We start from the raw sequence: 22,560 nt of genomic DNA on the forward strand, positions 1-22,560 counted from the left end.
GTGAATGCACATCGCGATGCGCACGATAGAGCATCATCTTCCCTTGGTGGAGCGCGCTGCGTTCGATAAAGCGAAGGCCCGCATTCTCCCCGCGATACCCGGTCACTGCGTCGTAATCGTACTCATAATAATCGCTGGCATATCCGGGGCCCAGATATCCGCTGGTGAGGAATGAGAAATTGTGATCGTGGGGCACGCCGTAGACAAAGGTTCTGGCCCCGCTGTTGCGAAAGCACAGATCGTGTTCGGCGGGCCAGATATTGGCGCGTAGAAACATCCGACCACGCAACGGACTTAACATGATGGCTTGAGGCCCATACCCGCTGTCCAGCGTTCCCGTGGTTTTCCCGGCCAATCGATCAAGCAGAATGTCGGCAAGGAATGTGCGATTGTTCGACAGCCTTTCGAGCCAATGCCCCGCTTCTTTGGTGCTTTCCATGTCGCGGGGGTCAAAATCAATTTCGGCTAAGGCCTCAATCGCTTCGGGCAAAGAACATGGCGATAGGTTCGAAGTGTCGATCAACTGGGGCATTACGCGACCGACTCGATCAAGGAGAACAAGTGCGGTTGTCCATTGCGCAAATGTTGGATGAGGGTGGATGCGGGTTCGGACAAACTATTCTCATAGCCAGTCGCCAACTCACTCAGCAATTCAACACCGCGGCGCGAATCCATCGCAAGGACCTGACGCACAGCCTCCCACCGCGCATCCCGGTCCTCGGTCGCGTTCTTGGCAAAGGCTTCCATAGCGCCGATCCCCTCGCGATGGTCCAACGCGCCCAACACGGCCAGCGCCATGACCTTTTCGCTCGCACTCTTATCGCCGCTTACGCTGCGAATGAGCGTGTTGTTGTTCAATTGAATTTCGCGGGAGGGGCCACGAACCTTTGGCGAACGGCTTAGTTGCAGAACGAGGAGCGTTTGCGCGACGATGACAATGTCCCGACTGTTGACGGATGCCCTTAATCGGAAACAATCACTTGCCCGCCAGTGCGTCCGGTCGCTTTTAACACGCGGACCAATTCCATGACGGTCGTCAAGCGTGTGGAATTGACCATCCGCAGTGCCCGCAAGGACGATTTCAAACACGTCGCAATCGACAAAATTTGCAACAATCGGTTCTTTCACATGTTCAACCGGTTCGTAGGTACACAATGACAATGTCGTCCCGCCGGATTGCATCAACTGCATCCGTGCGAACCCCTCACTCGAACTGTGACGCAGCGGAGTTTCGCCAAGGGGATTTTGAGCAAGCGCCGACATGACAATATCGAAAAACCGCGCCGTTTCCCTTTGGGCAACCGCGTGGTCAATCATCAATGCATGCAAGTTTGGCAAATGGGTGAGAGGGCGCCCCAAATCGAATTGCGACAATTCATCCGCTATGGCGGCGGTTTTTTCCAACTCCCGCCATTGGGCCATGGCCAATTCCATGGCGGATTGCATGCGGCGCTGCGCAGCCTGATCGCTCCGCAACGCCGCAATTGCCCGATGCACATGCATCTATCTCAAGCCCCGCTTAAAACAGGCCCGGTGGCGGTGGCGGAGGTGGCGGTGCTGTGTCGTAGACATAGACCATAACTTCAACGATGCTGTCGTCATACGTTGCGGCTTTGGCCTTTACGGCGCCAAACACGGCTTGAGCGGTTTCAAGCCCTGGAATATTAGCAAGGTCGATTTTAGGCATGGATGCACGTCCTCTTGATTGTGTGTTGGGCGGAATTGCGACAACACGGACGTCAAATTGATCCAGAATAACGGGATGTTGAAATTAAATGATGGTAATTCAATGTCATACAGCCAATTGGTTTCATAAATGAGCACAAAAGAAACACGGTCCGCGCCCGGCTTTAGCGCGCGGGATGCCAGCAAGTTCTTCTTTCGCGGCGGTCACACCGGCTGGCTTGGGCTGATCTTTTCGGATCAGGGCGACAACTGGGTCGAATTGGAATTGCCATGGCGCGAAGATTTGTTGGGAGAGGCGGATCGCGAAGTGCTCGCTTCGGGACCCATCGTCAGTTTGATGGACATGGCAAGCGGCATGTCCATCTGGCAAACAAAGCAGAGCTTTATACCTGTCGCGACGTTGGATTTGAGAGTGGATTATCAGCGACCAGCGCGAGAGCGCAGCGCCGTTTGGGGACGGGTTGAATGCTATCGCACAACTCGCTCGGCCGCGTTTGTGCGTGGCATCGCCCATGACGGCGATATCAACGATCCTGTCGCGCATGTCGCAGGTGTATTCATGACAATCTCAAACGACCCGAGGCAGGGCAATGTTCCTGTCAATCCAGCATCTAGCACATCGAGTACGGATGATGAGTAAAGACGTGATACTGCCTCCCTATGCCCGTGCCTTGGGAATTGAATTGCACGAGATGGAAGGCGGCGTGCCCGTCCTTTCGGTGGATTTCGGATCCAATGTCGAAGGTCGCCCCCAGCATTATCACGGTGGCGCCACGGCCGGCTTGCTTGAAAATGCCGGTTATGCGGCGCTCCGTGCGCGGTTGGACGAAGAAGGCCGCGAGGCTCAGTTCAAACCGGTCAACATTACGGTCCAGTATTTATCCGCAGGCAAATCCCGCACCAGCTTTGCAAAAGGGCGCATCACACGATTGGGAAGGCGCAATGCCAACATCACGGTCGAGGCGTGGCAAAGCGACCGAGAACGCCCGATTGCGACCGCGATCATGAATATATTGATGGCATAAATTTGAAGAAGTGACCCGCGCTGCGGTTCGATCGATCGATTGCGACGGGTGCGATGCGCGGCTTAGTCGTCAACCTCTTCGATCCGGAAACCGTCTTCATCCAACCGCAATTCCACCGGCACTCCGTCTTGGGATAGGATCACGCCCTCTTCATCAAATCGGATAGAGGTCCCGTCTTCGCCAAGCGGGATCTCTTCGCCCAATGGGATTTCCTGACCTTCTTCGATGTCGACCGGTTGCACCGGCCCTTGGGGATCGGGAGCAGCCGTTTTGCGGGGCGCAGGCAGGGATAGAGCGCTGCGCATAAAATCTTTCCAGATGCGCGCTGGCAATCCGCCGCCGGTCACACGATCCAATGGTGAATTGTCATCATTGCCGACCCACACACCCACGACCAAGTCCCCCGCATAGCCAACGAACAAAGCATCGCGATAGTTCTGTGTTGTGCCGGTCTTTCCGAAATTGGCGATCGGCAATTCGGCCGCCTCTCCTGTTCCGCGATTGATCGCAGCACGCAGCATTTGTTCGATATCATCATGGGTCCGTTCCGACGCGCTATCAGAAGGGGTGAAGAACCAATCGTACCAACTCTCTTCTTCGGGGGTAAAGGCGTAGGGGCGAACCGGATATTGATTAGCGGCCACCCCGGCATAGGCCGACGTTAGCTCCAACAAAGTCATAGTCGACGTGCCCAATGCCAAACTGGGATCGCCTTCGGGCATTGCGGATGTCACGCCCAATGAACGCGCGGTGCGGATCACTCGTTCGCTGCCAATTTCATTGAACAGCCGGACGGCCGCCACGTTGCTGGATGATGCAAAGGCGTCTTCTAAAGTGATGAGGTCCGAATACCGTTCACGCGCATTCTTTGGCCGATATGCGCCTTTTTCGATGGCTGTGTTGTCAATTGTGTCGTCGGGTTCCCACCCGGCTTCCAACGCGGCGAGATAAACGAACAATTTGAAGGTTGAACCCGGTTGCCGTCGTGCTTGCGTCGCGCGATTGAAGGGGCTGCTCGCGTAATCTTTGCCGCCGACCATCGCGACCACTTCGCCGCTGGGCCGCATCGCGACCAAAGCAACCTGTGCGTCGCCCAATCCTGCGCGGTTCGTCACGCGCCGGGCCAGTGATTGCAGTTGAGAATCAAGAGTGGTTGATATCACCTGACGCGCATAGCCGGGTTCCATATCTTCGCGTGCAATCGGCAAAGCCCAATCGGCGAAATACGAGCCGGTCGGAACGTCATTGCGCGTGCGCACATCCAAGACGGGAGCAGGCAATGCATCCGCTTCGGCCTGAGTCATATAACCAGCCGCGACCATCGATCCGACAACCAAATCCATCCGCGTTTTGGCGCGGTCATAATGTTTGGTCGGGGCGTAGCGCGAAGGGGCCTGTAACAAACCAGCGAGCATCGCGGCTTGTTGAGGCAATAGGTTTTCGGGTTGGCGATAGAAGTAATGTAAACTTGCCGCGCGCAATCCGTATTGATTGTCACCGAAATAGGCGTTCGACAAATACCGGCTCAAAATCTGATCCTTGGTGAGCCATCCCTCCAGCCAAAACGCGATCAACGCCTCACGGGCCTTGCGGGAAAGGCTTTGTTCCGGGGTTAAGAATGTAAACTTGGCCAATTGCTGGGTGATCGTGCTGCCGCCCCCGCGCCCAGTCCAAATTGCGCGGCCAATGCCGCGTGGATCAACGCCCCAATGGGAATAGAACCGTCGGTCTTCGATCGCCAGAAACGCCTCAATCACGTGCGGCGGCAGATCCGAAACTTCCACCGGGGCATCGACCATGGCACCGCTGCGGGCGATTGGCGTTCCATCGCTCGCCAACAATGTCACTTGGGGGGATGCAATCGGCTCAAGACTTTTGGAGAGCGGCGCTGTGATCGCAAGCCAGGCGATCAGAAAGACAAACACCAACAACATCGCCGCAACGATACGAACGGCCCACCACCGTTTGCGGCGCCCCTGCCAGAAAAGGCGAGTCCACATGGGCGAACGTTGCCGTTCCGCCGTTGCGACATGTCCATCAAGGTTGGACATGCGCGCATCCCAAGATGCGTAATCGGGCGAACCGGCCGGTCGATAGGCAGGTGGTTCATCGTCTGGGTCCAACGGCCGCTGCGAATCGTAAAGGGCATAATAACCCCCCGCCCCATCTTCGGAGCGACTCCCACCACGCTCAGAGCGTTTCCAGAATCGTTCAAACAGCGCCATCGCCTACTGTGTTAGCAGTGTATTACACCTCGACGCAAGTCGGCTTGCGCCATGCAACGCACTTTCGCTGTCCAGGCTCGAGTTCAGCGCTTTACGCTCCCGCCACAGCACCTTCAGGCAGATCTTCGTTGAAGACACGCTGATAATATTCGCTCACCAATGTGCGCTCTGCTTCATCGCATTTGTTGAGGAACGAGAGGCGGAACGCGAAACCAACGGAATCAAAGATCGCCGCGTTTTGCGCCCAAGTGATAACCGTGCGTGGGCTCATAACGGTGGAGATATCGCCATTGATGAACCCTTGGCGGGTCAAATCGGCAACCTTCACCATGTCCGCGATCATCGAATCGTCCGTATCCGGAGTCTTGGATTTGACGATTTGCTGCTCTGTTTCTGCGGGCAAATAATTCAACGCCACGACCACGTTCCAGCGATCCATTTGCGCTTGGTTGATCGCCTGCGTGCCGTGGTACAAACCACTCGTATCGCCAAGTCCGACTGTGTTGGTGGTCGCAAAAAGGCGGAAATACGGGTTTGGTGTGATCACGCGATTTTGGTCGAGCAACGTCAAACGGCCATCAAATTCCAGAATACGCTGGATCACGAACATCACATCGGGACGACCGGCATCGTATTCGTCAAATGTTAGGGCAACGGGGTGTTGCAACGCCCATGGAAGGATGCCCTCTTTGAATTCCGTAACCTGCAAACCGTCTTTCAAAACGATCGCATCGCGCCCGACCAAATCGATCCGGCTGATATGCGCATCCAGATTGACCCGAATACTGGGCCAATTCAATCGCGCGGCAACCTGTTCGATATGCGTCGATTTACCCGTGCCGTGATACCCTTGGATCATCACGCGGCGATTGTGGGAAAAGCCCGCAAGAATCGCCAAAGTCGTTTCGGGATCGAAGACATAACTGTCATCACGTTCGGGCACATGTTCGCTGGGTTCGCTGAATGCGGGAATGTCCCAATCGACATCAATGCCAAACGTGTCACGCACGTTGACCGTTGTGTCCGGTTGCGATGGGATGGCGCTGTCGCCGGCGAAGTCTGCTGAAGATTGAGAGGTCATTTCGCGGCCAGCGTTAATGCGCGAAACGCCGTCGGGCAAGAGCCGCTTGCCCGCCTACCCCTGACATTTTTGCGAACAATGCCGCAATACGAATGGAACGGCGCATTCTAATCCCGGTTCGGAATGCGAATATCGGATAGATGGCCCCGTTTAATCCAAAAGCGCGCGCCCTGTTCACCGGCTTGCAATGCCGCCGATTGCCCGGCGGGCCACCGAATCCAATCGTGGACGGAATAGGTTTCCCCCTCCAATCGAACACTCCCTTCGAGGATTAGTATCTCGAAACCTCCGGGATCGCCGATCGCCGCCTGTGTATCGGCATCCCACCGTTCCAGCGCGACGTTTTCGTAATCTCGCGATGCCAATTGGGCGCGATGAACCCCGATGTAAGCGGGATCTGCGGTGAGCTCCACTGTGTTGAGGTCGATGGCAAACTGCTCCTGATCATTTGGATCAAACTGCCACAATTTCACAAAGATTGTGCAGCCCGGGTCAGAGCGGGGAATGTGATGTGTGCCCACGGGATTGCGAACATAGGTGCCCGCAGGATAGTCGCCATGTTCATCCTGAAACACACCATCCAGCACGATGAATTCTTCTCCGCCCGAATGGGTGTGTTCGGAAAAGGCGCTGCCTTTGCCGTATCGGACGATGGAGGTGGCGCGGGCCACCTCATCGCCGATCCGATCCAACATGCGTCGGTCCACCCCAACCATGGGCGACGCCTGCCATTCAAGGCGATCGGTTCGAACGCAGACGGTCGCATCAAAATCGGAATGAATGTGCATCTTAGCTCTCCGAGTAACGGGCCGCGGTGCGATCGCGCCACGATAACAGATTGCCAAGTTCAGACGGAATTTCAACTTTGGCGAAATCGGCAAAAGCGAGCCCGGCAAAGGTTGTGATATCCGCCATGGTGAACGCATCACCTGCGACGAACGGTTGATCGGACAAAACTGTATCGAGGTATCGCATGGTGGATTGCGCGGTTTCGTACCCCCGCTGACCCCATGCCGGCAATTGGTTGGTTTCCAGATCCGGGCCGAGCCCTTCGGTAGCGTGATGGAAATACGCACCAACAGCATCGACCAAACCGTCTTCGGCGCGAAGGTTCATCATTTGCGTGATCGCGCGTTGACGCGGCGTGTCGCCAATCAATGCCGGACCATCAAAGGCGCCATCAATATATTCAATAATTGCGGTGCATCGACCGATATGTGTTCCGCATTCCAACTGCGCAAACGGAACCGTAGCATCGGGGTTCTTCGCCCTAAAATCATCACTGCGATGTTCGCCGCCCATCACATCCACGGTGACAAATTCAACGTTCTGCGTAGCGTTCTTCTCAGCCAGAGCCATGCGCACTCGTGCGGGATTGGGGAAGCCTTCAACATCGTAAATTCGCATCTTCATCACTCCAAAATCGAATCAACCTATCAGTAGGTAGGCACTTCAATTGAACTCTTGCCTCACGCATGTCAACCTACTAGATGGTAGGCATGATGGAAACACGCACTTTGCTTCTCGACTTGGGCGAAAATGCAATCCGCACGCGCGGGTTTGCAGGGTTTAGTTATGCCGATCTCGCTCGCGATGCCGGGATACGAAAGGCGAGTATTCACCACCATTTCCCCAAGAAGGCGGATTTGGCCCTCGCCTTGATCGAACGGTATGCTGACAATTTGGACGTTGCGTTCTCCGCCATCCGAACCGAAGCACGGACCGCTGGCGAAGCGTTAAACGGTGCCATTGCACTTTATCGTGGCGCTATTGATGAAGGATCATCGGCCTGTCTGTGTGCGGCTCTTGCCACGGACACGGCATTGTTGAGCGATGCAGCGCGCGCCGCATTGGAAAAGACGAACGCGAACACAGCCGCTTGGTTTGAAGATGTCTTCACCACCGCACAAACCGACAAGACGATAAATGCGATCGCTTCGCCCAAGGATGAGGCAATCGCAACGCTCGCACAACTCCAAGGGGCCCAATTGTTGGCGAAGGCAGCGGGCACGGGCGACGCATTCGACAATGCGGTTCTTGCTCTACAGTCGCGGATCATCCCCTGACAAAAGCGTGCCGATGGGCCATATGGGGTGCATGCCGGATCCCATAGAAACTCTACGCCTTAAAGTGGTCGATCAGGTGCGCGGCGTATTCAACGATCGCGCAGGAGGGCAAAAGCCCGTCCCCCCTTCCGACGATGCTCTGTATGAAAAGAACACACCGATCCGAATGGTTCATGCCGATCTGGTTGGAATGATGACCGGTGGCATCCGTGGATTGATGCTGCAAATGCTGCATCCAGAGGCATTGCAGGGGGTGTTGGACCACTCCAATTTCCGCGAAGATATGCACGGCCGCCTGCGCCGAACCGCGCGGTTTATTGCGGTGACAACATTCGGCCACCGCGATGACGCCATGGCGGCAATTGAACGGGTGAACCGTATTCATGCGCGCATCGGCGGAACGTTGCCCAACGGTTCTCCCTATTCAGCGACCAATCCGCGCACTTTGGCCTGGGTCCATCTGGTCGAAGCGCAAAGCTTCCTCGCCGGGTATATGCGCCATGTCCGTGCGGACATGCCGCGTAGCGATCAGGATGAATATTACCGCCAATTTGCCATCGTTGCGCGGGCGTTGGGCGCGGATCCTGTGCCAGAAACGCGCGCGGAAGCCGACGCGATCTTTCGCGAGCTGCGCACCGATTTACGCCCGTCTGCGGCTGCACGTGAAGTAGCGCAGTTGGTTCTAAACCAGCGGCCAAAGGGGACCCCGCCGGCAGTGCAAACAATGATCGGCGCCGATGCGGTTGCCATGTTGCCGGATTGGGGCCGCAAAATGCTGCATTTGCAACGACCGGTTTTGACCGCCCTGCCCGCCCGCGCCGCGACGTGGGGCATGGGGCGAACTCTGCGATGGGCCTTTAAACAAAATTAGCCCGCACACATGCTCGTGTCTGCTATGGCCGCCCAATATTAAGGGAAGAGGATAGTTCGCGATGTATGTGCAAGGAGCGGTTTTGGGCGTAAAAGGTGATCGCCGGGACGATTATCTGGAAATGGCCCGTGTCATGGACGAAATGTTCATCGAATTTGGCGCGCTTGAAGTGTCCGAAAATTGGGAAAGCGATGTGCCCGACGGTGAAGTCACCGATTTTCGCCGCGCGGTCGCAGCCGAAGCCGGTGAGAAAATCGTCTTTTCGTGGATCATCTGGCCTGACAAAGCGACCAGCGACGCCGCTCATGAAAAGATGATGCATGACGATCGCATGCAAAACATGGAACCACCCGACATGATGGATGGAAAGCGCATGATCTTGGGCGGGTTTGAACAGATTTTCCACGCTAAGGCGAAAGAATGAGAGATGGCTGAGTTCACATTTTACACAGTCGCGATGAGCCGAGGGCAGATTGCGCGATGGGCTTTGCACGAAGCCGGGGCGGATTATGATCAGGTGGTGTTTGATTGGGCGACACGGCCCGACGATTTCATCGCCATCAACCCAATGAACAAAGTTCCCACATTGGTGCACCATCTCGCGGGGGCAGACGGTTCGGTCCACGATCACGTCATCACCGAAGCCGCCGCCATCAATCATTACCTTGCCGAAACTCATCCAGATAAAGGGTTGTTGCCCAATCCGCATGAACGCGCCGCCTATTTCCGTTGGATGTTTTTCGCCGCCGGACCGATCGAACAAGCCGTCATTGCCGCGGCGATGGATTGGAAAGTTCCGCCAGAACGCACCGCAATGGCGGGATTTGGCAGTTTAGATCTGGCCTTGTCAGCGATGGAAACATGGCTTTCACAAAACGATTTCGCCGCCGGTGATCGTTTCACCATGGCCGACACCTATGTGGGCAGCCAATTTGTGTGGGGATTGCGGTTCGGATCCATTCCCGAAACGCCCGCTTTCAAGGCGTATGTTGAACGGTGCACAAACCGCCCAGCCTATGTCGAGGCCAACGCTATCGACGCCAAATTGATCGAGGCCGCCGGTTAAGCGATCACCGCGCTTTTTCGCAACAATTGGTAGGCATCAACGACTTTTGACAGCCGTGCCTCATGCGACCGATCGCCACCGTTGCGATCGGGATGATATCGGCGGACAAGTTCAGAATAGCGTTGTCGCAACCGCCGTCGATCCGTTTCCGAACCAAGGCCCATAATGTCCAACGCTTGCGCCTCTGCCTTGGAAAAACGGCCATCCATGGCCATCTTCGCCTCACGTTCGGCGCGGCTGCGAATGCCGCCTGCACGGGCAGAAATCGCATCGAGCGGATCATCAAAATCGGCCCAACGCGGCGTTCCATCCACGGCGGCGCGCGGGCTAAAGGCGGCGCTTTCTGTTCGCCACCCACTGGCCGGGGATTGCGCGGCGATGATTTCTTCGGCGTTCATCCCTTCGAACCAGTCGTATCCGGCGTTGAATTGACGGACATGTTCCAAACAAAACCAGCGCCATTGCCCCGGACCATCAAATCCGTTGGGCCGGTGTCCGGGTGCACGAAATTCTCCCGCATCGCGGCAACCGGGCGCTTCGCAGCGGCGACTTTCATCTTCATACCGGCCATGGAATCGGGTTTGTGCCATAAGCCCTTGAGAATGGCGTGCGAGACGCCAGATTCCAAGGTCTGAACAGTTGCAAAGAAAGAAACAGTCCAATGAACGGAACAGTTGCAGATGAAATGCGCGGACTTCTTGAGCAGGCTCTTGCGCCCACCGCTCTCGAAATCATCAACGACAGCGCTCAACATTCCGGACATTCGGGCGATGACGGTTCAGGCGAATCCCATTTCACGATCGTGATCGAAGCGCCCACCTTTGCCGATATGAACCGCCTTGCACGCCAACGCGCAGTGATCGCAGCGTTGGGCGACATTGTTGGGCAACGCGTTCATGCCGTTGCGATTAGGGCAAGCGCGCCTGCATGATGAATTGGGTCGTGACGGTGTTTGGCCCTACTCCGGTGTTACGAGCTCACTCACCTATCGCGACCACGAAACGGGCGCACGAACTGGGGCCAGCATGAACGAATTCGGCAATACCAAACGCATCCGCCGTTCCGCACGGATAATCGTGGTCGGCCCGGACGAACGAGTCCTTATGTTCCGGTTTGACGTGGACGATCGCCCGCCCTTTTGGGTGACGGCCGGCGGCGAATGCGATCTCGGTGAAACATTTGAGCAAGCCGCACGGCGCGAATTGTTTGAAGAAACCGGCATCACCGCCGATCCCGGCAAACAAATCGCCCGCACCACGCCCGAATTCATCACCGTAGAGGGCGAACCAGTGCAGGCGGATGAGCGCTACTTCATCCTGCGCGTATCGGACACAACGATTACGACCGATGGTCACACTGTGTTGGAACAAAAGGTTATGACTCAACACCGCTGGTTCTCAATGGACGAACTGTCGGATTGGCACGAAGCGGTGTTTCCTGAGAATCTGGCCGAATTTATTCAAGCTTCTCAATCAAGCTGATTGCCGAGCCCATCGCGACGATCTATCCCCACTAAAAAACGGGAGAGAGACATGGATTACACAGGCAAAGTCGCATGGATTACAGGCGCTTCATCGGGCATTGGTGCGGCGTTGGCGCGGGATATTTCATCGCGCGGCGCGCATCTGGTCCTATCGGGGCGGGATGAAGCACGCTTGGCCGAAGTGGCTTCAAGCTGCGGTGAAACTTTGATCCTGCCGTTTGATGTTCGTGATGACGACGCATTGGCTGACGCCACTGCCAAAGCGATCGCATGGAAAGGTGGGGTGGACATCGCGTTCGCCAATGCCGGCGTTTCTCAGCGCAGCCGCGCGCTCAAAACAGAAATGCAGGTCTATCGAGACATTATCGCCATCGACCTGACGGCTCAGATCGCCTTCTCCCAGGGATTGATCGGCCACATGGCGGATCGCGGAAGCGGCAACATCGCTTTTATCTCCTCGATCGCGGGCAAAGTCGGCGTGCCAATGCGCACCGCCTACAGCGCCGTGAAATTTGGTCTGGCCGGTTATGGCGATGCGTTGCGCGGTGAATTGTCGCAAATGGGCGTTCAAGTGCACGTGATCTATCCCGGTTCCGTCGCCACCGACGTGGCCCGCAACGCTTTGGTCGCCGACGGCAAAAAACGCGGCGTCAGCGACAAAGTCATCGACGAAGGCATTCCAGCGGTTGATGCGGCCAAAACCATGTTGGATGGTATGGCAGCTGGCGAACGCGAAATCATCGTCGCCCAAGGCGGAGAAGCAGCCATGGGCGAGATGCGTCGCACACCCGAAGCGTTGCTAGATCAAGTCGCTGCAATGGTCGCCAGCGGATATATGGAGCGGATGGAAGAGAGCGCGTGACAGGTCCAAACAGCACCGCAAATCAAGATCTTGATGCTTTGTTAGAACAAAAACGCGTTACCCTAGGCAACGGCATAGAGCTCGACATTGTTGATGCGGGACCGGTTGATGCGCAGGTTATGATTTTTCTCCATGGTTTTCCTGAGAATCATCGGACTTGGCGCCATCAAATCGCGCAATTTTCCGACCGATATCGGTGTATCGCGCCGGACCAGCGCGGGTATCGCGGATCATCAAAACCCCAAGAGGTTGAGGCGTATTCTCCCGATAAATTGATCGGAGATGTGTTTCTATTGGCGGATGCATTGGGCATCGCGACATTCACAATCGTGGGGCACGATTGGGGCGGCGCGATCGCATGGGGTGTTGCGTTAAGCGGCCAACACGCGCGGGTCGAACGCGCCATCATCGCCAATGCGCCGCACCCAGCCATTTTCCAAAAATTGCTCTACACCCATCCCGGTCAACGTGGATCGAGCCAATACATGACCGCGTTCCGTGATCCGGCCAATGATGCGCTTATCCGAGAACACGGCATCGCCGGTTTGATGGCACAAGAGGCGGAATGGGGCAGCCAAAGCACAATGCCCGCCGAGGAACGGGCCATTCTGCTCGACGATTGGTCGGATCGCGATGCCTGTTTTGGGATGATCAATTACTACCGGGCCAGCTCGATGGTTGTGCCCAGCATGGATGAGCCGTTCGAATTGCCGGCGGACTACTCGCAATCAACCCTACCCAATCTTACAATTCCGACTTTGGTAATTTGGGCGATGGATGATCTCGCCCTGCCACCTGAGAACATGAAAGGAATGGACGAAGTCGTTGATCCATTGACGATCTTTATGGTGCCAAATTGCGGGCATTTCGTCACATGGGAAGCACCCGGCGCCGTAAACGGCGCGATAGAAGAGTTCTTAGAAGCGTAAGCGTCCTAAACTCCGAACCATTCCACCCAAGCGCCATGTGGGTGGGCGACGCTCAGCAAAGTCGATTGCCCATCATCGGTTCCACCTGCCCAATATCTGACGTTTAATTCATGACGGAATGTCGCAGGATCCGTTTCCAACGAAACCCACGCCAATGGGCGATCGGGCGTCGCGTCTGCTCCAGCTAATTCGAAAGCTTGGCGGATGGCGTCTTGTGTTTCGATTGGCATATATTGCCACATGATCGAATGGAACATGGCACGGGTCGTACCGGCCTCTTGCGGTTTGGCCAGTTGATCGATGGCAAAGGCCCCGGCGTCTTGCGCCACGAGGTCAGGGGGATTTTCATTGGCCAATTGGATCGCAGCGTCGATCCGACCCATGCGAACCGGCGCATCGGGCCACACGTAACTTTTCAAGCGCAAAGCGCTGGACGTGTCCGACAAATCAATCGGCGTGACATCGCATCCACAAATCGAAGCAATCGTAAAATCGGGCGATGGCGGTGGCGGTGACGCTCTATCTGTGGCCTGATCCGAAACGCGCCATTCGGGCGCAATCCGCATTGGTGAACCATCCGGCCCAACTGTCGTGTCTCCCAATGTAAAGTGATACCGGTCCAACATCGTGTTCACCCCGGCGCTTGCCCCCAATTCGAACAATTCGAACCGTGGTAACACTCGGCGCGATAGCCACAACAGACCCGCCATGATGCTGGCCGAGCGTCCTGCTTCATTCGTTTGTGGTGGACCATCGAGCCAAGGCAACAACACCGTGTCGTAGGTTTCGACCAATTCACACACCAGCCGATCAATCTGGTCCTGATCCGTTATCTGCCCGCTATACACGCGCGCCAACCGATCATCCTGACCGGTCAGAACCAGATGATGCAGGCCGCCTGTCATGCGCAGCGGCATCGCGTCTTTTAAAGTGAGGCCTTTCCATTGAGCGATCCGGCGTCCGGTCGCGGTGTCGCTTTCGCGGACTTTTGCCAATGCGCGAATAACCCGCGCGGTGCACGGCGCGCCGTTTTCGTGTGCATGAGTAGCCTGCCAATCAAGCGCGGCCTGGAATTCTTCGATCGCCATAATTCCGGTGTCATTCATGCCATAGCCTTCCTTTCGGGACTGAACTGTCAAAACTTCGATCGCATCGATCAAACGGGGGTTCGGATGGCTTGCAATTGCGCACCATGCGATCAGCAAATGCGATCAACGCGTCCTAGTCATTGCCCTTTGTACGCCCAATCCCTAAGTCCCGGCGCGCGATGACTACTGAACACACCCCCACTTTCAGCAAGCAACTGACTTTTGCTGTGCCTAAAGGGCGCATCCTTGACGAAGCGCTCCCCGTTATGGCGCGCGCTGGCGTCGTGCCTGAGGATGGCTTTCACGACAAGGCCAACCGGTCGCTTTCATTTGATACAACCCGTGAAGACATGCGCCTAATTCGAGTGCGCGCGTTTGACGTTGCGACGTTTGTTGCCCACGGCGCGGCTCAGATCGGGATCGTCGGTTCGGATGTGGTCGAAGAATTTGATTACGCCGATCTCTACGCGCCGGTTGACCTTGATATCGGACATTGCCGATTGTCGGTTGCGCGCTTGGCCGGCGACCCAGAGGACGCGTCGGGGGCAAGCCACCTAAGGGTCGCGACCAAGTACCCCAACCTAACGACACGCCATTTTGAACAACAAGGCATTCAGGCGGAATGCGTTAAGTTGAACGGCGCGATGGAGCTTGCTCCCTCGCTTGGCCTTGCGCGTCAGATTGTTGATCTTGTCTCGACCGGCACAACATTGAAACAAAACGGTTTGGTCGAAACCCAACGGATCATCGACATTTCCGCCCGTTTGATTGTAAACCGGGCCGCTCTTAAGACCGATCCGCGCGTTGCCGATTTGGTCGCCGCCTTTCGCAAGGACATGGCTCAAGCGTAATGCAAACTCTTTCGACCCTTGATCCAGAGTTCGACCGGCTGTTTGCCCGCGTCGTAAATGCCCGGCGCGAAGCTGATAGCGACGTTGCTGGCGTGGTGCAGGACATTCTGCGCACAGTGAAGACCGGCGGCGATGATGCCTTGGTTCAATACACGCAGCGGTATGATGGTTATTCATTGATCGACGATGCCGACTGGAAAATCACGCCGGAACGCTGCGCACAGGCCTATGAAGACTTGGACGGGGAATTGCGCGACGCGCTCAACCTCGCGGCCACCCGGATCCGCGCCTATCACGAAGCGCAATTGCCGGAAAATCGCGACTACACCGATGATGCCGGCGTGCGCATGGGCGCAATTTGGCGCCCCGTGGATGCGGCCGGTCTTTACGTGCCCGGTGGCCGGGCGGCCTATCCATCATCCTTGTTGATGAATGCCATTCCAGCAAAAGTGGCCGGGGTTGAACGCATCGTTGTCGTCACCCCCACGCCAAAAGGCAATTCCAACCCTCTGGTGCTTGCCGCAGCGCACCTTGCGGGAGTTGATGAGATCTGGCGCGTCGGCGGCGCTCAGGCGGTCGGCGCGTTGGCGTATGGTTCGGATCGGATTAAGCCCGTCGATGTCATCACCGGCCCCGGCAACGCCTATGTCGCAGAAGCGAAACGGCAATTGTTCGGTGTCGTCGGAATCGACATGGTCGCCGGACCGAGCGAGATTTTGGTGGTCGCAGATGGCAAGAACGATCCCGATTGGATCGCCGCCGATTTGTTAAGCCAAGCGGAACATGATCCGACATCGCAATCCATTCTGATCACCGATGACGCCGGATTTGCCGCGCAAGTCGAAGATTCAATCACTTTACAATTGAGCCTGCTCGACACCGGTAAGACCGCCAAAGCGAGCTGGGATCAACACGGGGTTATCGTCGTCGTAAACGACATTGGCGCAGAAGCCCCTGCATTAATTAATCAATTGGCCGCTGAGCACTTAGAGCTCGCGATTGACGATCCGGAATCCATGCTTCCAAAGGTTCGCCATGCCGGCAGCGTCTTCCTTGGCCGGATGACACCCGAGGCCGTTGGCGATTATGTCGCCGGGCCTAATCACGTCCTGCCAACGGGGCGCCGAGCACGCTTCTCCAGCGGGCTGTCTGTTCTCGACTTTATGAAACGAACCAGCTTCATCGCCCTCGACGATGGCGCATTCAACGCCATCGGCCCCGCGGCGGCGACGCTCGCCCACGCCGAAGGGCTGCCCGCTCATGCTAAATCCGTGGAACTCCGCCTCAAATGAACACCGCCCCGCGCTCCACCGCTCGATCCGCCGCACGTCTGGCCGCGGTTCAGGCCCTCTATCAATTGCAGATGGAAGGCACCGCCCTTTCCAAATTGTTGGATGAATTTCACCAACATCGACTGGGTCGCGAAGTCGACGATGAAGACCACGAAGGCGAAATCTATGCCGACGCAGAGGTGGAATTCTTTGACGACATCGTGCGCGGCGTCGATGCGCGACGCGACGAAATTGACGCAGTCCTTACGGACAAGTTGTCATCAGGATGGACACTGGTTCGGCTGGATAAAACCATGCTCCAAATCTTGCGCGCTGGCACGTATGAATTGATCGCCAGAGCGGATGTGCCCTTGGCCACCGCCATCAGCGAATATGTCGATGTAGCCAAAGCATTCTTTGACGACAAAGAGGCGAAATTCGTCAACGGCATCCTTGACGCAGCGGCAAAGGACGCACGCGCATAAGCTCGGTTCAATAGAGGCGACCATCGACGAACATTCTTTCATCGAAGCCCTCAAAGGCCTTCCCCTGCATGCCGGAGCGCGGGGGTTAAGCGACGATGCCGCAATTTTGGAGATTGGCGGCGAAACTTTGATCGTCACCCACGATGCCATGGCGCAGGGTGTCCATTTCCGCGACGACGCCGATATGGCCGATGTCGCGTGGAAATTGGTTGCTACGAACCTCTCCGATTTGGCGGCAAAAGGGGCAGAACCCATCGGCGTTGTCCTTGGATACACTTTGGGCAAAGGCGACGACCGCTTTGTCCAAGGGCTTGCCGAGGTGACGGCGCATTACAACGTCCCGATCTTGGGAGGCGATACGATTGGGCGCAGCGATCCCATGTCCAATCAATCCCGCACATTCGGCCTAACCGCGATTGGAAAAGCGACCCATTCGCCGGTCCCTTCTCGGACAAACGCACGCAGCGGCGATCATCTTTGGGTGACCGGCGTTTTGGGAAGGGCGATGTTGGGGTTCGAAGGGGTCTGCGATCATGCAAGAGCATTCAACCGACCCAGCGCCCTTTTAGACGAGGGTCGCTCTCTTGCTCCGCACGTCACAGCAATGATGGATGTCTCTGACGGATTGTTGCTGGATGCGTTTCGGATGGCTGAGGCGAGCGAAGTGACCATCGCGATCGATGCAGATGCGGTCCCTGTTGCGATGCAGGACCGGGCCGAGGACTGCATGCGTTGGGGAGACGATTATGAGCTGTTGTTCACCCTTCCACCCGAACAAAGAGCGCCGGTGGACGCCTCAAGAATCGGGACGGTTGAGCCTCGTGGATTTGCCCCTCTGATCTTCAACTCAGAGCCAATCGTGAACGCCGATGGCCTTGGTTTTCGCCATTGACGCACCCGGTCTGACACCAAATCGGGCAACACCTTAGCAAAACTGGTGAAATGGCCGGATTCTGCCCTTTTCCCGCTTGCGCGCCCAGACGCAGTGCGTATGGTCCCCGCCACAGCGTCAATGGGAGAACCCAGACGCATTTCCACACTGGGAAGGGGATCATTCAGTGGACTTAACACTCATTTCAATTGGCCTGGCCGCGCTTGCTATTATTTATGGTATCGTCACCAGCCGCCAAGTGCTCGGATCGAGCGCTGGTAACGAACGCATGCAAGAGATTGCAGGCGCCGTTCAAGAGGGCGCTCAAGCCTATCTTAAACGTCAATACACCGCCATCGGGGTCGTTGGTGTTGTCGTTGCCATTATCGTCTTCATCTTGCTTGGCCCGATCTTGACGGCTGGTTTTGTGATCGGCGCTGTCTTGTCTGGCGTTGCTGGCTTTATCGGGATGAACATCTCGGTGCGGGCAAACGTTCGCACAGCAGCCGCCGCGGAAACAGGCCTTCAACAAGGTCTTACCGTGGCGTTTCGCGCAGGTGCCGTGACCGGCATGCTCGTGGCTGGCCTCGCATTGCTCGCCATTGCGGGTTTCTTCTACGTGCTGACCACCAGCATGGGATTGGATCTCACCGTTCTGGCCGAAAAACGCGAAGTCATCGACGCTCTCGTTGGTTTGGCCTTTGGCGCTTCGTTGATTTCGATCTTTGCGCGCTTGGGCGGCGGTATCTTTACCAAAGCTGCTGACGTGGGCGCCGATCTAGTCGGTAAAGTCGAAGCCGGCATCCCAGAGGATGATCCACGCAACCCAGCAACCATCGCCGACAATGTGGGCGACAATGTTGGTGACTGCGCCGGTATGGCAGCCGATTTGTTCGAAACCTATGTTGTGACCGTTGGTGCAACGATGGTTCTGACAGCATTGCTGTTCACAGGCCTCGCGGCTGCTGACCTTTACGCCTTGATGAGCCTTCCGCTGATCATTGGCGGTGTCTGCATCGTAACTTCGATCATCGGAACGTATTTCGTGCGTCTCGGCAAATCGAACAACATCATGGGCGCCTTGTACAAAGGCTTCATCGTCACCACCGTATTGTCGGCTGTCGCGATTTATTTTGCCACCGATTACGCGGTTGGCATGGGCACGGAATACACGCTGGGCGATCAAACGTTCACCGGTATGTCGTTGTTCTACGCAATGATGGTTGGTCTGGTCATCACTGGCCTGATCATTTGGATCACCGAATATTACACTGGCACGGAATATCGTCCGGTTCGCTCTATCGCGAAATCGTCCGAAACCGGCCATGGCACCAACGTTATTCAAGGTCTGGCGATCAGCCTTGAATCGACTGCATTGCCAACGATTGTAATCGTGATCGGTATCATTGTGACGTACCAGCTCGCTGGTCTCATGGGCATTGCCTTTGCGGCAACTTCGATGTTGGCTTTGGCCGGTATGGTCGTGGCGCTTGATGCGTATGGTCCTGTGACCGACAATGCTGGCGGCATCGCTGAAATGGCTGAAATGGAAGAAAGCGTCCGGGAAAAAACCGATGCGCTGGACGCTGTTGGCAACACAACCAAAGCAGTGACCAAAGGGTACGCAATCGGTTCTGCCGGTCTTGCTGCTCTGGTTCTGTTCTCGGCCTACACCGCTGACCTCAAAGAGTTCTTCCCAGATCTCGCGGTTAGCTTCAGCCTTGAAAACCCGTATGTCATCGTTGGCTTGCTGCTCGGCGCACTGCTCCCGTACCTGTTTGGTGCGATGGGCATGACCGCCGTTGGCCGCGCGGCCGGCGACGTTGTGGTTGATGTGCGTGCACAGTTCGCTGCGGACCCGGGCATTATGGATGGCACCAGCCGTCCTAACTATGCTCGCACGGTGGACCTTGTGACGAAGGCTGCGATCAAGGAAATGATCGTTCCTTCGATGCTTCCGGTTCTCGCACCGATCGTTGTGTACTTTGCCGTGACATGGGCCACCGGCAGCCAGGCTGAGGGCTTTGCCGCTCTTGGTGCTTTGCTGTTGGGTGTGATCATTTCGGGCATCTTCGTTGCGCTTTCCATGACCGCCGGTGGTGGCGCGTGGGACAACGCCAAGAAGTACATCGAAGACGGCAATCACGGCGGCAAAGGCTCCGAAGCGCACAAAGCTGCGGTGACGGGCGACACGGTTGGCGATCCTTACAAGGATACCGCTGGCCCAGCTGTGAACCCAATGATCAAGATCACAAACATCGTCGCGTTGCTTCTGCTCGCGGCTTTGGCTGGGGGCCACTAAGCCTCACTCCAAGTTTGGTAACAAACACAGCCCCGTCCGGAGCAATCCGGGCGGGGCTTTGCTTTGGTGGGCACGGTTTAGTTCTAAACACTGCCAGCATCTGGCGCTGGCCAGATGCGCCGTTGGATCACGATGACTGGCCTCATTCCCACTCCCAAACCTTTGTTAACTCAGCCGCGTTATGATCGCGCAGGGCGCGCAAGATCGCGTGCCTTGTAACGGTTAACGCACAGGCAGTAGGCAGAAAGGAAGTGACCACAGTGGATCTGGCTCATGCGCCATCGCTTCCTCTCGTCGCGTCCGACGTCATGTCCAACGACGGCGGAACCGTGTGCGCATTGTCGCAAGCTGAATTCACGCGCCCGTCATTCCTCGCCGCTTGGGAAGAATTGATCACCCAGGCCAGCGAACCCAACCCCTATTTCGAACCGTGGTTCATTCTTCCGTCCTTTGAACAATTCACCTCCGACACGGGGCAATACACAGCCCATCACGGCGACAAGCCGTCGGACAAACACAATGTGTTGGCCGTGTATGATGGCGATGCGATGATCGGCCTGTGCCCGATGGCGGTGAGCGTGGATTATTACGGCAACCCGGTCCCCCATATGAAGGCCTGGTTGCACGACAACGCGTTTTGCGGGGCACCCTTGATTGCAAAGGGGTATGAAGAGCTCTTCTGGCAAAAGCTGCTCCATTGGTGCGATCGCAATCCGGGACGCGCAACCTTTCTCCATTTGCCCCATTTGCCCGCCGATGGTCCCGCAAACGCCGCGTTGAACGCAGTGTTGGATCAAACGGGTCGCAAGGCCGCCGATGTCCACAAGAGCGCCCGCGCCATGCTCGCATCGGACGCAACCCCGTCCGAATATCTCGAAGCGTCAATGAGCACCAAAAAACGCAAGGAACTGCGCCGCCAGCGCAAACGGCTTGAGGATCACGGGATTCTCGTGATCGAAAGAGCCAGCGGCATTGACCGCATCGAGCCATGGATCGCGGACTTTCTCGCGTTGGAGGCCGCCGGATGGAAAGGCGATGCAGGTTCTGCATTGGCCAGCGCCTCACAAACCAAAGACTTCTTTGCTGCCACTTTATCCGGCGCAGCCCAAGCAGGCCGATTGGATCGGCTTTCCATGTTGTTGGATGGACGTCCCATTGCGATGTTGGCCAATTTTGTCACCCCGCCGGGTGCGTACAGTTTCAAAACGACCTTTGACGAAGCGTTTGCCCGCTTTTCGCCGGGATTGCTGCTTCAAATCGAAAACCTCGAAATGTTGGCGCGCGCCGATGTGGAATGGACCGATAGCTGTGCGGTGCAAGGTCACTCTATGATTGAGCGCATTTGGCGCGGAAAGCGCCGAATGGTTAGCCGCAATATCGCCATTGGTGGTCCGCTGCGACGGCTCATCTTTGCCGGTTTGATGGCCTATGAAACACGCGGCCAGCGCAAGAACCAAGCCACAGGAAACACCCCATCATGAACGCTCCCAACACGTCTCAACAATGGGATCCTATCCGCGCATCAGACCCTGCCATTTTCGACTCCGAGGCGCGCGCAAATTTTGCTGCATCCTATCCCGAAACGCCGCACCTGTTGCGACACGCATTGAACCGGCATCCTTTGTTGGAGCTGGATGCATTGGCACAATTGGGGGAACGCCTTCCCATTGACAGCGTGGAATACAATCGTGGCGATGTGGACATTGGCGTGGAAGGAAAACCGGCATCGACCGGTCTATCCATCGCAGACACAATCCGCCAAGTCGCCAAAGCGAACAGCTGGGCGGTGCTCAAAAACGTCGAACAAGTGCCCGCCTATCGGGTCCTTGTGGTCGACCTGCTGGATGAAATTCGCGATGAAATTGAAACCAAAACCGGCGCGATGTTAACGCCGCAAGGGTTCATTTTCATCTCGAGCCCCAACGCCGTTACGCCCTACCATTTTGATCCAGAACACAACATCTTGCTTCAGGTGAGCGGGTCTAAAACCATGACCCAATTCCCCGCCGGCGATGCGCGTTTCGCAGCCGATCTTGTACATGAAAGCTACCACACTGGCGGACCGCGTGAGCTAACTTGGAATGAAAGTTTGATGGACGGCGCACGCGCCTTTGCCTTGGACCCGGGTCAGGCGGTCTATGTTCCCGTCATGGCCCCGCACTTTGTTCGAAATGGGCCGAAAAGCTCGATTTCCCTGTCGATCACATGGCGCAGCGAATGGAGCTACGCCGAAAGCGACGCGCGCGGATTGAACCATATTCTGCGCAAGAATGGATTTGCCCCCGCACCGCCGGGCCGCTGGCCTTCAACCAATCGGACAAAGGCCTTTGCTTATCGCGCTCTGCGCAAGCTCGGCCTGTCTAACGCGCTGTCCTAACGGACTTCTTCACCCTCCTCA

Annotated in this window: 26 protein-coding genes; 17 read left to right on the plus strand and 9 right to left on the minus strand. The window is 56.5% G+C overall.

Features of this window, described 5'->3' with window-relative positions:
• The 3 genes from BQ8290_RS00005 to BQ8290_RS15035 all read right to left on the minus strand — a co-directional run.
• Nucleotides 1-532, minus strand: a 532-nt coding sequence (locus tag BQ8290_RS00005; RefSeq protein WP_108786527.1) for a transposase, incomplete at its 3' end; no start/stop codon positions are given.
• Nucleotides 532-1,497: a hypothetical protein gene (locus BQ8290_RS00010; protein WP_337660852.1), complete on the minus strand. Its 966-nt coding sequence runs from the start codon at nucleotides 1,495-1,497 to the stop codon at nucleotides 532-534. The genes BQ8290_RS00005 and BQ8290_RS00010, both read right to left, overlap by 1 nt.
• A gap of 22 nt (nucleotides 1,498-1,519) precedes the next feature.
• Complete coding sequence (locus tag BQ8290_RS15035; RefSeq protein ID WP_337660853.1) at nucleotides 1,520-1,687, minus strand: hypothetical protein; 168 nt, start codon at nucleotides 1,685-1,687, stop codon at nucleotides 1,520-1,522.
• 129 nt (nucleotides 1,688-1,816) lie between these two features.
• Between BQ8290_RS15035 and BQ8290_RS00015 the strand changes: the two genes are divergently transcribed.
• Together BQ8290_RS00015 and BQ8290_RS00020 are read left to right on the plus strand one after the other, a co-directional pair.
• The gene (locus tag BQ8290_RS00015) at nucleotides 1,817-2,326 is read left to right on the plus strand and encodes a hotdog domain-containing protein (RefSeq protein WP_108786530.1); all 510 of its coding nucleotides are present in this window, start codon (nucleotides 1,817-1,819) and stop codon (nucleotides 2,324-2,326) included.
• The gene (locus tag BQ8290_RS00020; RefSeq protein WP_337660854.1) at nucleotides 2,316-2,711 is read left to right on the plus strand and encodes a PaaI family thioesterase; all 396 of its coding nucleotides are present in this window, start codon (nucleotides 2,316-2,318) and stop codon (nucleotides 2,709-2,711) included. Before BQ8290_RS00015 ends, BQ8290_RS00020 begins: the two co-directional genes overlap by 11 nt.
• Nucleotides 2,712-2,773: 62 nt before the next feature.
• Here BQ8290_RS00020 and BQ8290_RS00025 read toward each other — a convergent pair whose 3' ends face one another.
• The 4 genes from BQ8290_RS00025 to BQ8290_RS00040 form a co-directional block, all read right to left on the minus strand.
• Entirely contained in the window at nucleotides 2,774-4,936 is a 2,163-nt protein-coding gene (locus BQ8290_RS00025; RefSeq protein WP_108786534.1) for a transglycosylase domain-containing protein, read from the minus strand.
• A gap of 91 nt (nucleotides 4,937-5,027) precedes the next feature.
• Nucleotides 5,028-6,017 carry an AAA family ATPase gene (locus BQ8290_RS00030; protein ID WP_108791636.1) on the minus strand — a complete coding sequence of 330 codons (990 nt, stop codon included), beginning with the start codon at nucleotides 6,015-6,017 and terminating at the stop codon, nucleotides 5,028-5,030.
• A 107-nt stretch (nucleotides 6,018-6,124) separates the two neighbouring features.
• Nucleotides 6,125-6,805 carry a cupin domain-containing protein gene (locus tag BQ8290_RS00035; RefSeq protein ID WP_108786536.1) on the minus strand — a complete coding sequence of 227 codons (681 nt, stop codon included), beginning with the start codon at nucleotides 6,803-6,805 and terminating at the stop codon, nucleotides 6,125-6,127.
• Between the two features lies 1 nt (nucleotide 6,806).
• Nucleotides 6,807-7,424 carry a glutathione S-transferase C-terminal domain-containing protein gene (locus BQ8290_RS00040; RefSeq protein WP_108791638.1) on the minus strand — a complete coding sequence of 206 codons (618 nt, stop codon included), beginning with the start codon at nucleotides 7,422-7,424 and terminating at the stop codon, nucleotides 6,807-6,809.
• A gap of 92 nt (nucleotides 7,425-7,516) precedes the next feature.
• On the opposite strand from BQ8290_RS00040, the gene BQ8290_RS00045 reads away from it, so the two are divergent.
• From BQ8290_RS00045 to BQ8290_RS00060, 4 genes are all read left to right on the plus strand, one after another.
• Nucleotides 7,517-8,083 carry a TetR/AcrR family transcriptional regulator gene (locus BQ8290_RS00045; protein ID WP_337660855.1) on the plus strand — a complete coding sequence of 189 codons (567 nt, stop codon included), beginning with the start codon at nucleotides 7,517-7,519 and terminating at the stop codon, nucleotides 8,081-8,083.
• A 31-nt stretch (nucleotides 8,084-8,114) separates the two neighbouring features.
• The gene (locus BQ8290_RS00050; protein WP_108786540.1) at nucleotides 8,115-8,954 is read left to right on the plus strand and encodes an oxygenase MpaB family protein; all 840 of its coding nucleotides are present in this window, start codon (nucleotides 8,115-8,117) and stop codon (nucleotides 8,952-8,954) included.
• A 61-nt stretch (nucleotides 8,955-9,015) separates the two neighbouring features.
• Nucleotides 9,016-9,378: a DUF1428 family protein gene (locus BQ8290_RS00055; RefSeq protein ID WP_108786542.1), complete on the plus strand. Its 363-nt coding sequence runs from the start codon at nucleotides 9,016-9,018 to the stop codon at nucleotides 9,376-9,378.
• Between the two features lie 3 nt (nucleotides 9,379-9,381).
• Entirely contained in the window at nucleotides 9,382-10,020 is a 639-nt protein-coding gene (locus tag BQ8290_RS00060) for a glutathione binding-like protein (RefSeq protein WP_108786544.1), read from the plus strand.
• Here BQ8290_RS00060 and BQ8290_RS00065 read toward each other — a convergent pair.
• Nucleotides 10,017-10,610 carry a DnaJ domain-containing protein gene (locus BQ8290_RS00065; protein ID WP_108786546.1) on the minus strand — a complete coding sequence of 198 codons (594 nt, stop codon included), beginning with the start codon at nucleotides 10,608-10,610 and terminating at the stop codon, nucleotides 10,017-10,019. The genes BQ8290_RS00060 and BQ8290_RS00065 overlap by 4 nt on opposite strands.
• A gap of 71 nt (nucleotides 10,611-10,681) precedes the next feature.
• Here BQ8290_RS00065 and BQ8290_RS00070 point away from each other — a divergent pair, with 71 nt between their 5' ends.
• Genes BQ8290_RS00070 through BQ8290_RS00085 form a run of 4 tightly spaced genes read left to right on the plus strand, consistent with a single transcriptional unit; the run spans nucleotide 10,682 to nucleotide 13,294 of the window.
• Nucleotides 10,682-10,951: a BolA family protein gene (locus BQ8290_RS00070; protein ID WP_337660856.1), complete on the plus strand. Its 270-nt coding sequence runs from the start codon at nucleotides 10,682-10,684 to the stop codon at nucleotides 10,949-10,951.
• Nucleotides 10,917-11,501, plus strand: a complete 585-nt coding sequence (locus BQ8290_RS00075) for an NUDIX hydrolase (RefSeq protein WP_337660857.1) — start codon at nucleotides 10,917-10,919, stop codon at nucleotides 11,499-11,501. The genes BQ8290_RS00070 and BQ8290_RS00075 overlap by 35 nt, the downstream gene beginning before the upstream one ends.
• Nucleotides 11,502-11,552: 51 nt before the next feature.
• Nucleotides 11,553-12,365 (plus strand): SDR family NAD(P)-dependent oxidoreductase, encoded by an 813-nt coding sequence (locus tag BQ8290_RS00080; RefSeq protein WP_108786550.1) that lies wholly within the window; start codon nucleotides 11,553-11,555, stop codon nucleotides 12,363-12,365.
• Nucleotides 12,362-13,294: an alpha/beta fold hydrolase gene (locus BQ8290_RS00085; RefSeq protein WP_337660858.1), complete on the plus strand. Its 933-nt coding sequence runs from the start codon at nucleotides 12,362-12,364 to the stop codon at nucleotides 13,292-13,294. The genes BQ8290_RS00080 and BQ8290_RS00085 overlap by 4 nt, the downstream gene beginning before the upstream one ends.
• 5 nt (nucleotides 13,295-13,299) lie before the next feature.
• Here BQ8290_RS00085 and BQ8290_RS00090 read toward each other — a convergent pair whose 3' ends face one another.
• Nucleotides 13,300-14,400: a DUF2332 family protein gene (locus BQ8290_RS00090; protein WP_108791644.1), complete on the minus strand. Its 1,101-nt coding sequence runs from the start codon at nucleotides 14,398-14,400 to the stop codon at nucleotides 13,300-13,302.
• A 161-nt stretch (nucleotides 14,401-14,561) separates the two neighbouring features.
• On the opposite strand from BQ8290_RS00090, the gene hisG reads away from it, so the two are divergent.
• The 7 genes from hisG (at nucleotide 14,562) to BQ8290_RS00125 (ending at nucleotide 22,539) form a co-directional block, all read left to right on the plus strand.
• Nucleotides 14,562-15,233 carry an ATP phosphoribosyltransferase gene (gene hisG / locus BQ8290_RS00095; RefSeq protein WP_108786552.1) on the plus strand — a complete coding sequence of 224 codons (672 nt, stop codon included), beginning with the start codon at nucleotides 14,562-14,564 and terminating at the stop codon, nucleotides 15,231-15,233.
• Nucleotides 15,233-16,525: a histidinol dehydrogenase gene (hisD, locus tag BQ8290_RS00100; RefSeq protein ID WP_108786554.1), complete on the plus strand. Its 1,293-nt coding sequence runs from the start codon at nucleotides 15,233-15,235 to the stop codon at nucleotides 16,523-16,525. Before hisG ends, hisD begins: the two co-directional genes overlap by 1 nt.
• Nucleotides 16,522-16,989, plus strand: coding sequence for a transcription antitermination factor NusB (nusB, locus tag BQ8290_RS00105; RefSeq protein WP_108786556.1), 468 nt, complete (start codon nucleotides 16,522-16,524; stop codon nucleotides 16,987-16,989). The genes hisD and nusB overlap by 4 nt, the downstream gene beginning before the upstream one ends.
• A complete protein-coding gene (gene thiL / locus BQ8290_RS00110; protein WP_337660859.1) occupies nucleotides 16,958-17,881 on the plus strand; it encodes a thiamine-phosphate kinase in 924 nt (307 codons plus the stop codon). Before nusB ends, thiL begins: the two co-directional genes overlap by 32 nt.
• A 166-nt stretch (nucleotides 17,882-18,047) precedes the next feature.
• Entirely contained in the window at nucleotides 18,048-20,162 is a 2,115-nt protein-coding gene (locus tag BQ8290_RS00115) for a sodium-translocating pyrophosphatase (protein ID WP_108786558.1), read from the plus strand.
• A gap of 251 nt (nucleotides 20,163-20,413) precedes the next feature.
• A complete protein-coding gene (locus BQ8290_RS00120) occupies nucleotides 20,414-21,643 on the plus strand; it encodes a GNAT family N-acetyltransferase (RefSeq protein WP_337660860.1) in 1,230 nt (409 codons plus the stop codon).
• Nucleotides 21,640-22,539 (plus strand): cupin-like domain-containing protein, encoded by a 900-nt coding sequence (locus tag BQ8290_RS00125; protein ID WP_108786562.1) that lies wholly within the window; start codon nucleotides 21,640-21,642, stop codon nucleotides 22,537-22,539. Before BQ8290_RS00120 ends, BQ8290_RS00125 begins: the two co-directional genes overlap by 4 nt.
• Nucleotides 22,540-22,560 lie beyond the last annotated feature (21 nt).

The organism is Erythrobacter sp. Alg231-14, from assembly GCF_900149685.1.
Taxonomy (GTDB): domain Bacteria; phylum Pseudomonadota; class Alphaproteobacteria; order Sphingomonadales; family Sphingomonadaceae; genus Erythrobacter.

Coding starts and splice junctions, on each gene's coding strand:
- BQ8290_RS00070 (WP_337660856.1), top strand. CDS start 10,682: ATGAACGGAACAGTTGCAGATGAAATGCGCGGACTTCTTGAGCAGGCT.
- BQ8290_RS00020 (WP_337660854.1), top strand. CDS start 2,316: ATGATGAGTAAAGACGTGATACTGCCTCCCTATGCCCGTGCCTTGGGA.
- BQ8290_RS00040 (WP_108791638.1), bottom strand. CDS start 7,424: ATGCGAATTTACGATGTTGAAGGCTTCCCCAATCCCGCACGAGTGCGC.
- hisD (WP_108786554.1), top strand. CDS start 15,233: ATGCAAACTCTTTCGACCCTTGATCCAGAGTTCGACCGGCTGTTTGCC.
- BQ8290_RS00015 (WP_108786530.1), top strand. CDS start 1,817: ATGAGCACAAAAGAAACACGGTCCGCGCCCGGCTTTAGCGCGCGGGAT.
- BQ8290_RS00055 (WP_108786542.1), top strand. CDS start 9,016: ATGTATGTGCAAGGAGCGGTTTTGGGCGTAAAAGGTGATCGCCGGGAC.
- BQ8290_RS00125 (WP_108786562.1), top strand. CDS start 21,640: ATGAACGCTCCCAACACGTCTCAACAATGGGATCCTATCCGCGCATCA.
- BQ8290_RS00050 (WP_108786540.1), top strand. CDS start 8,115: ATGCCGGATCCCATAGAAACTCTACGCCTTAAAGTGGTCGATCAGGTG.
- BQ8290_RS00090 (WP_108791644.1), bottom strand. CDS start 14,400: ATGAATGACACCGGAATTATGGCGATCGAAGAATTCCAGGCCGCGCTT.
- BQ8290_RS00060 (WP_108786544.1), top strand. CDS start 9,382: ATGGCTGAGTTCACATTTTACACAGTCGCGATGAGCCGAGGGCAGATT.
- nusB (WP_108786556.1), top strand. CDS start 16,522: ATGAACACCGCCCCGCGCTCCACCGCTCGATCCGCCGCACGTCTGGCC.
- BQ8290_RS00075 (WP_337660857.1), top strand. CDS start 10,917: ATGCCGTTGCGATTAGGGCAAGCGCGCCTGCATGATGAATTGGGTCGT.
- BQ8290_RS00065 (WP_108786546.1), bottom strand. CDS start 10,610: ATGGCACAAACCCGATTCCATGGCCGGTATGAAGATGAAAGTCGCCGC.
- BQ8290_RS00035 (WP_108786536.1), bottom strand. CDS start 6,805: ATGCACATTCATTCCGATTTTGATGCGACCGTCTGCGTTCGAACCGAT.
- BQ8290_RS00045 (WP_337660855.1), top strand. CDS start 7,517: ATGATGGAAACACGCACTTTGCTTCTCGACTTGGGCGAAAATGCAATC.
- BQ8290_RS15035 (WP_337660853.1), bottom strand. CDS start 1,687: ATGCCTAAAATCGACCTTGCTAATATTCCAGGGCTTGAAACCGCTCAA.
- BQ8290_RS00080 (WP_108786550.1), top strand. CDS start 11,553: ATGGATTACACAGGCAAAGTCGCATGGATTACAGGCGCTTCATCGGGC.
- hisG (WP_108786552.1), top strand. CDS start 14,562: ATGACTACTGAACACACCCCCACTTTCAGCAAGCAACTGACTTTTGCT.
- BQ8290_RS00025 (WP_108786534.1), bottom strand. CDS start 4,936: ATGGCGCTGTTTGAACGATTCTGGAAACGCTCTGAGCGTGGTGGGAGT.
- BQ8290_RS00030 (WP_108791636.1), bottom strand. CDS start 6,017: ATGACCTCTCAATCTTCAGCAGACTTCGCCGGCGACAGCGCCATCCCA.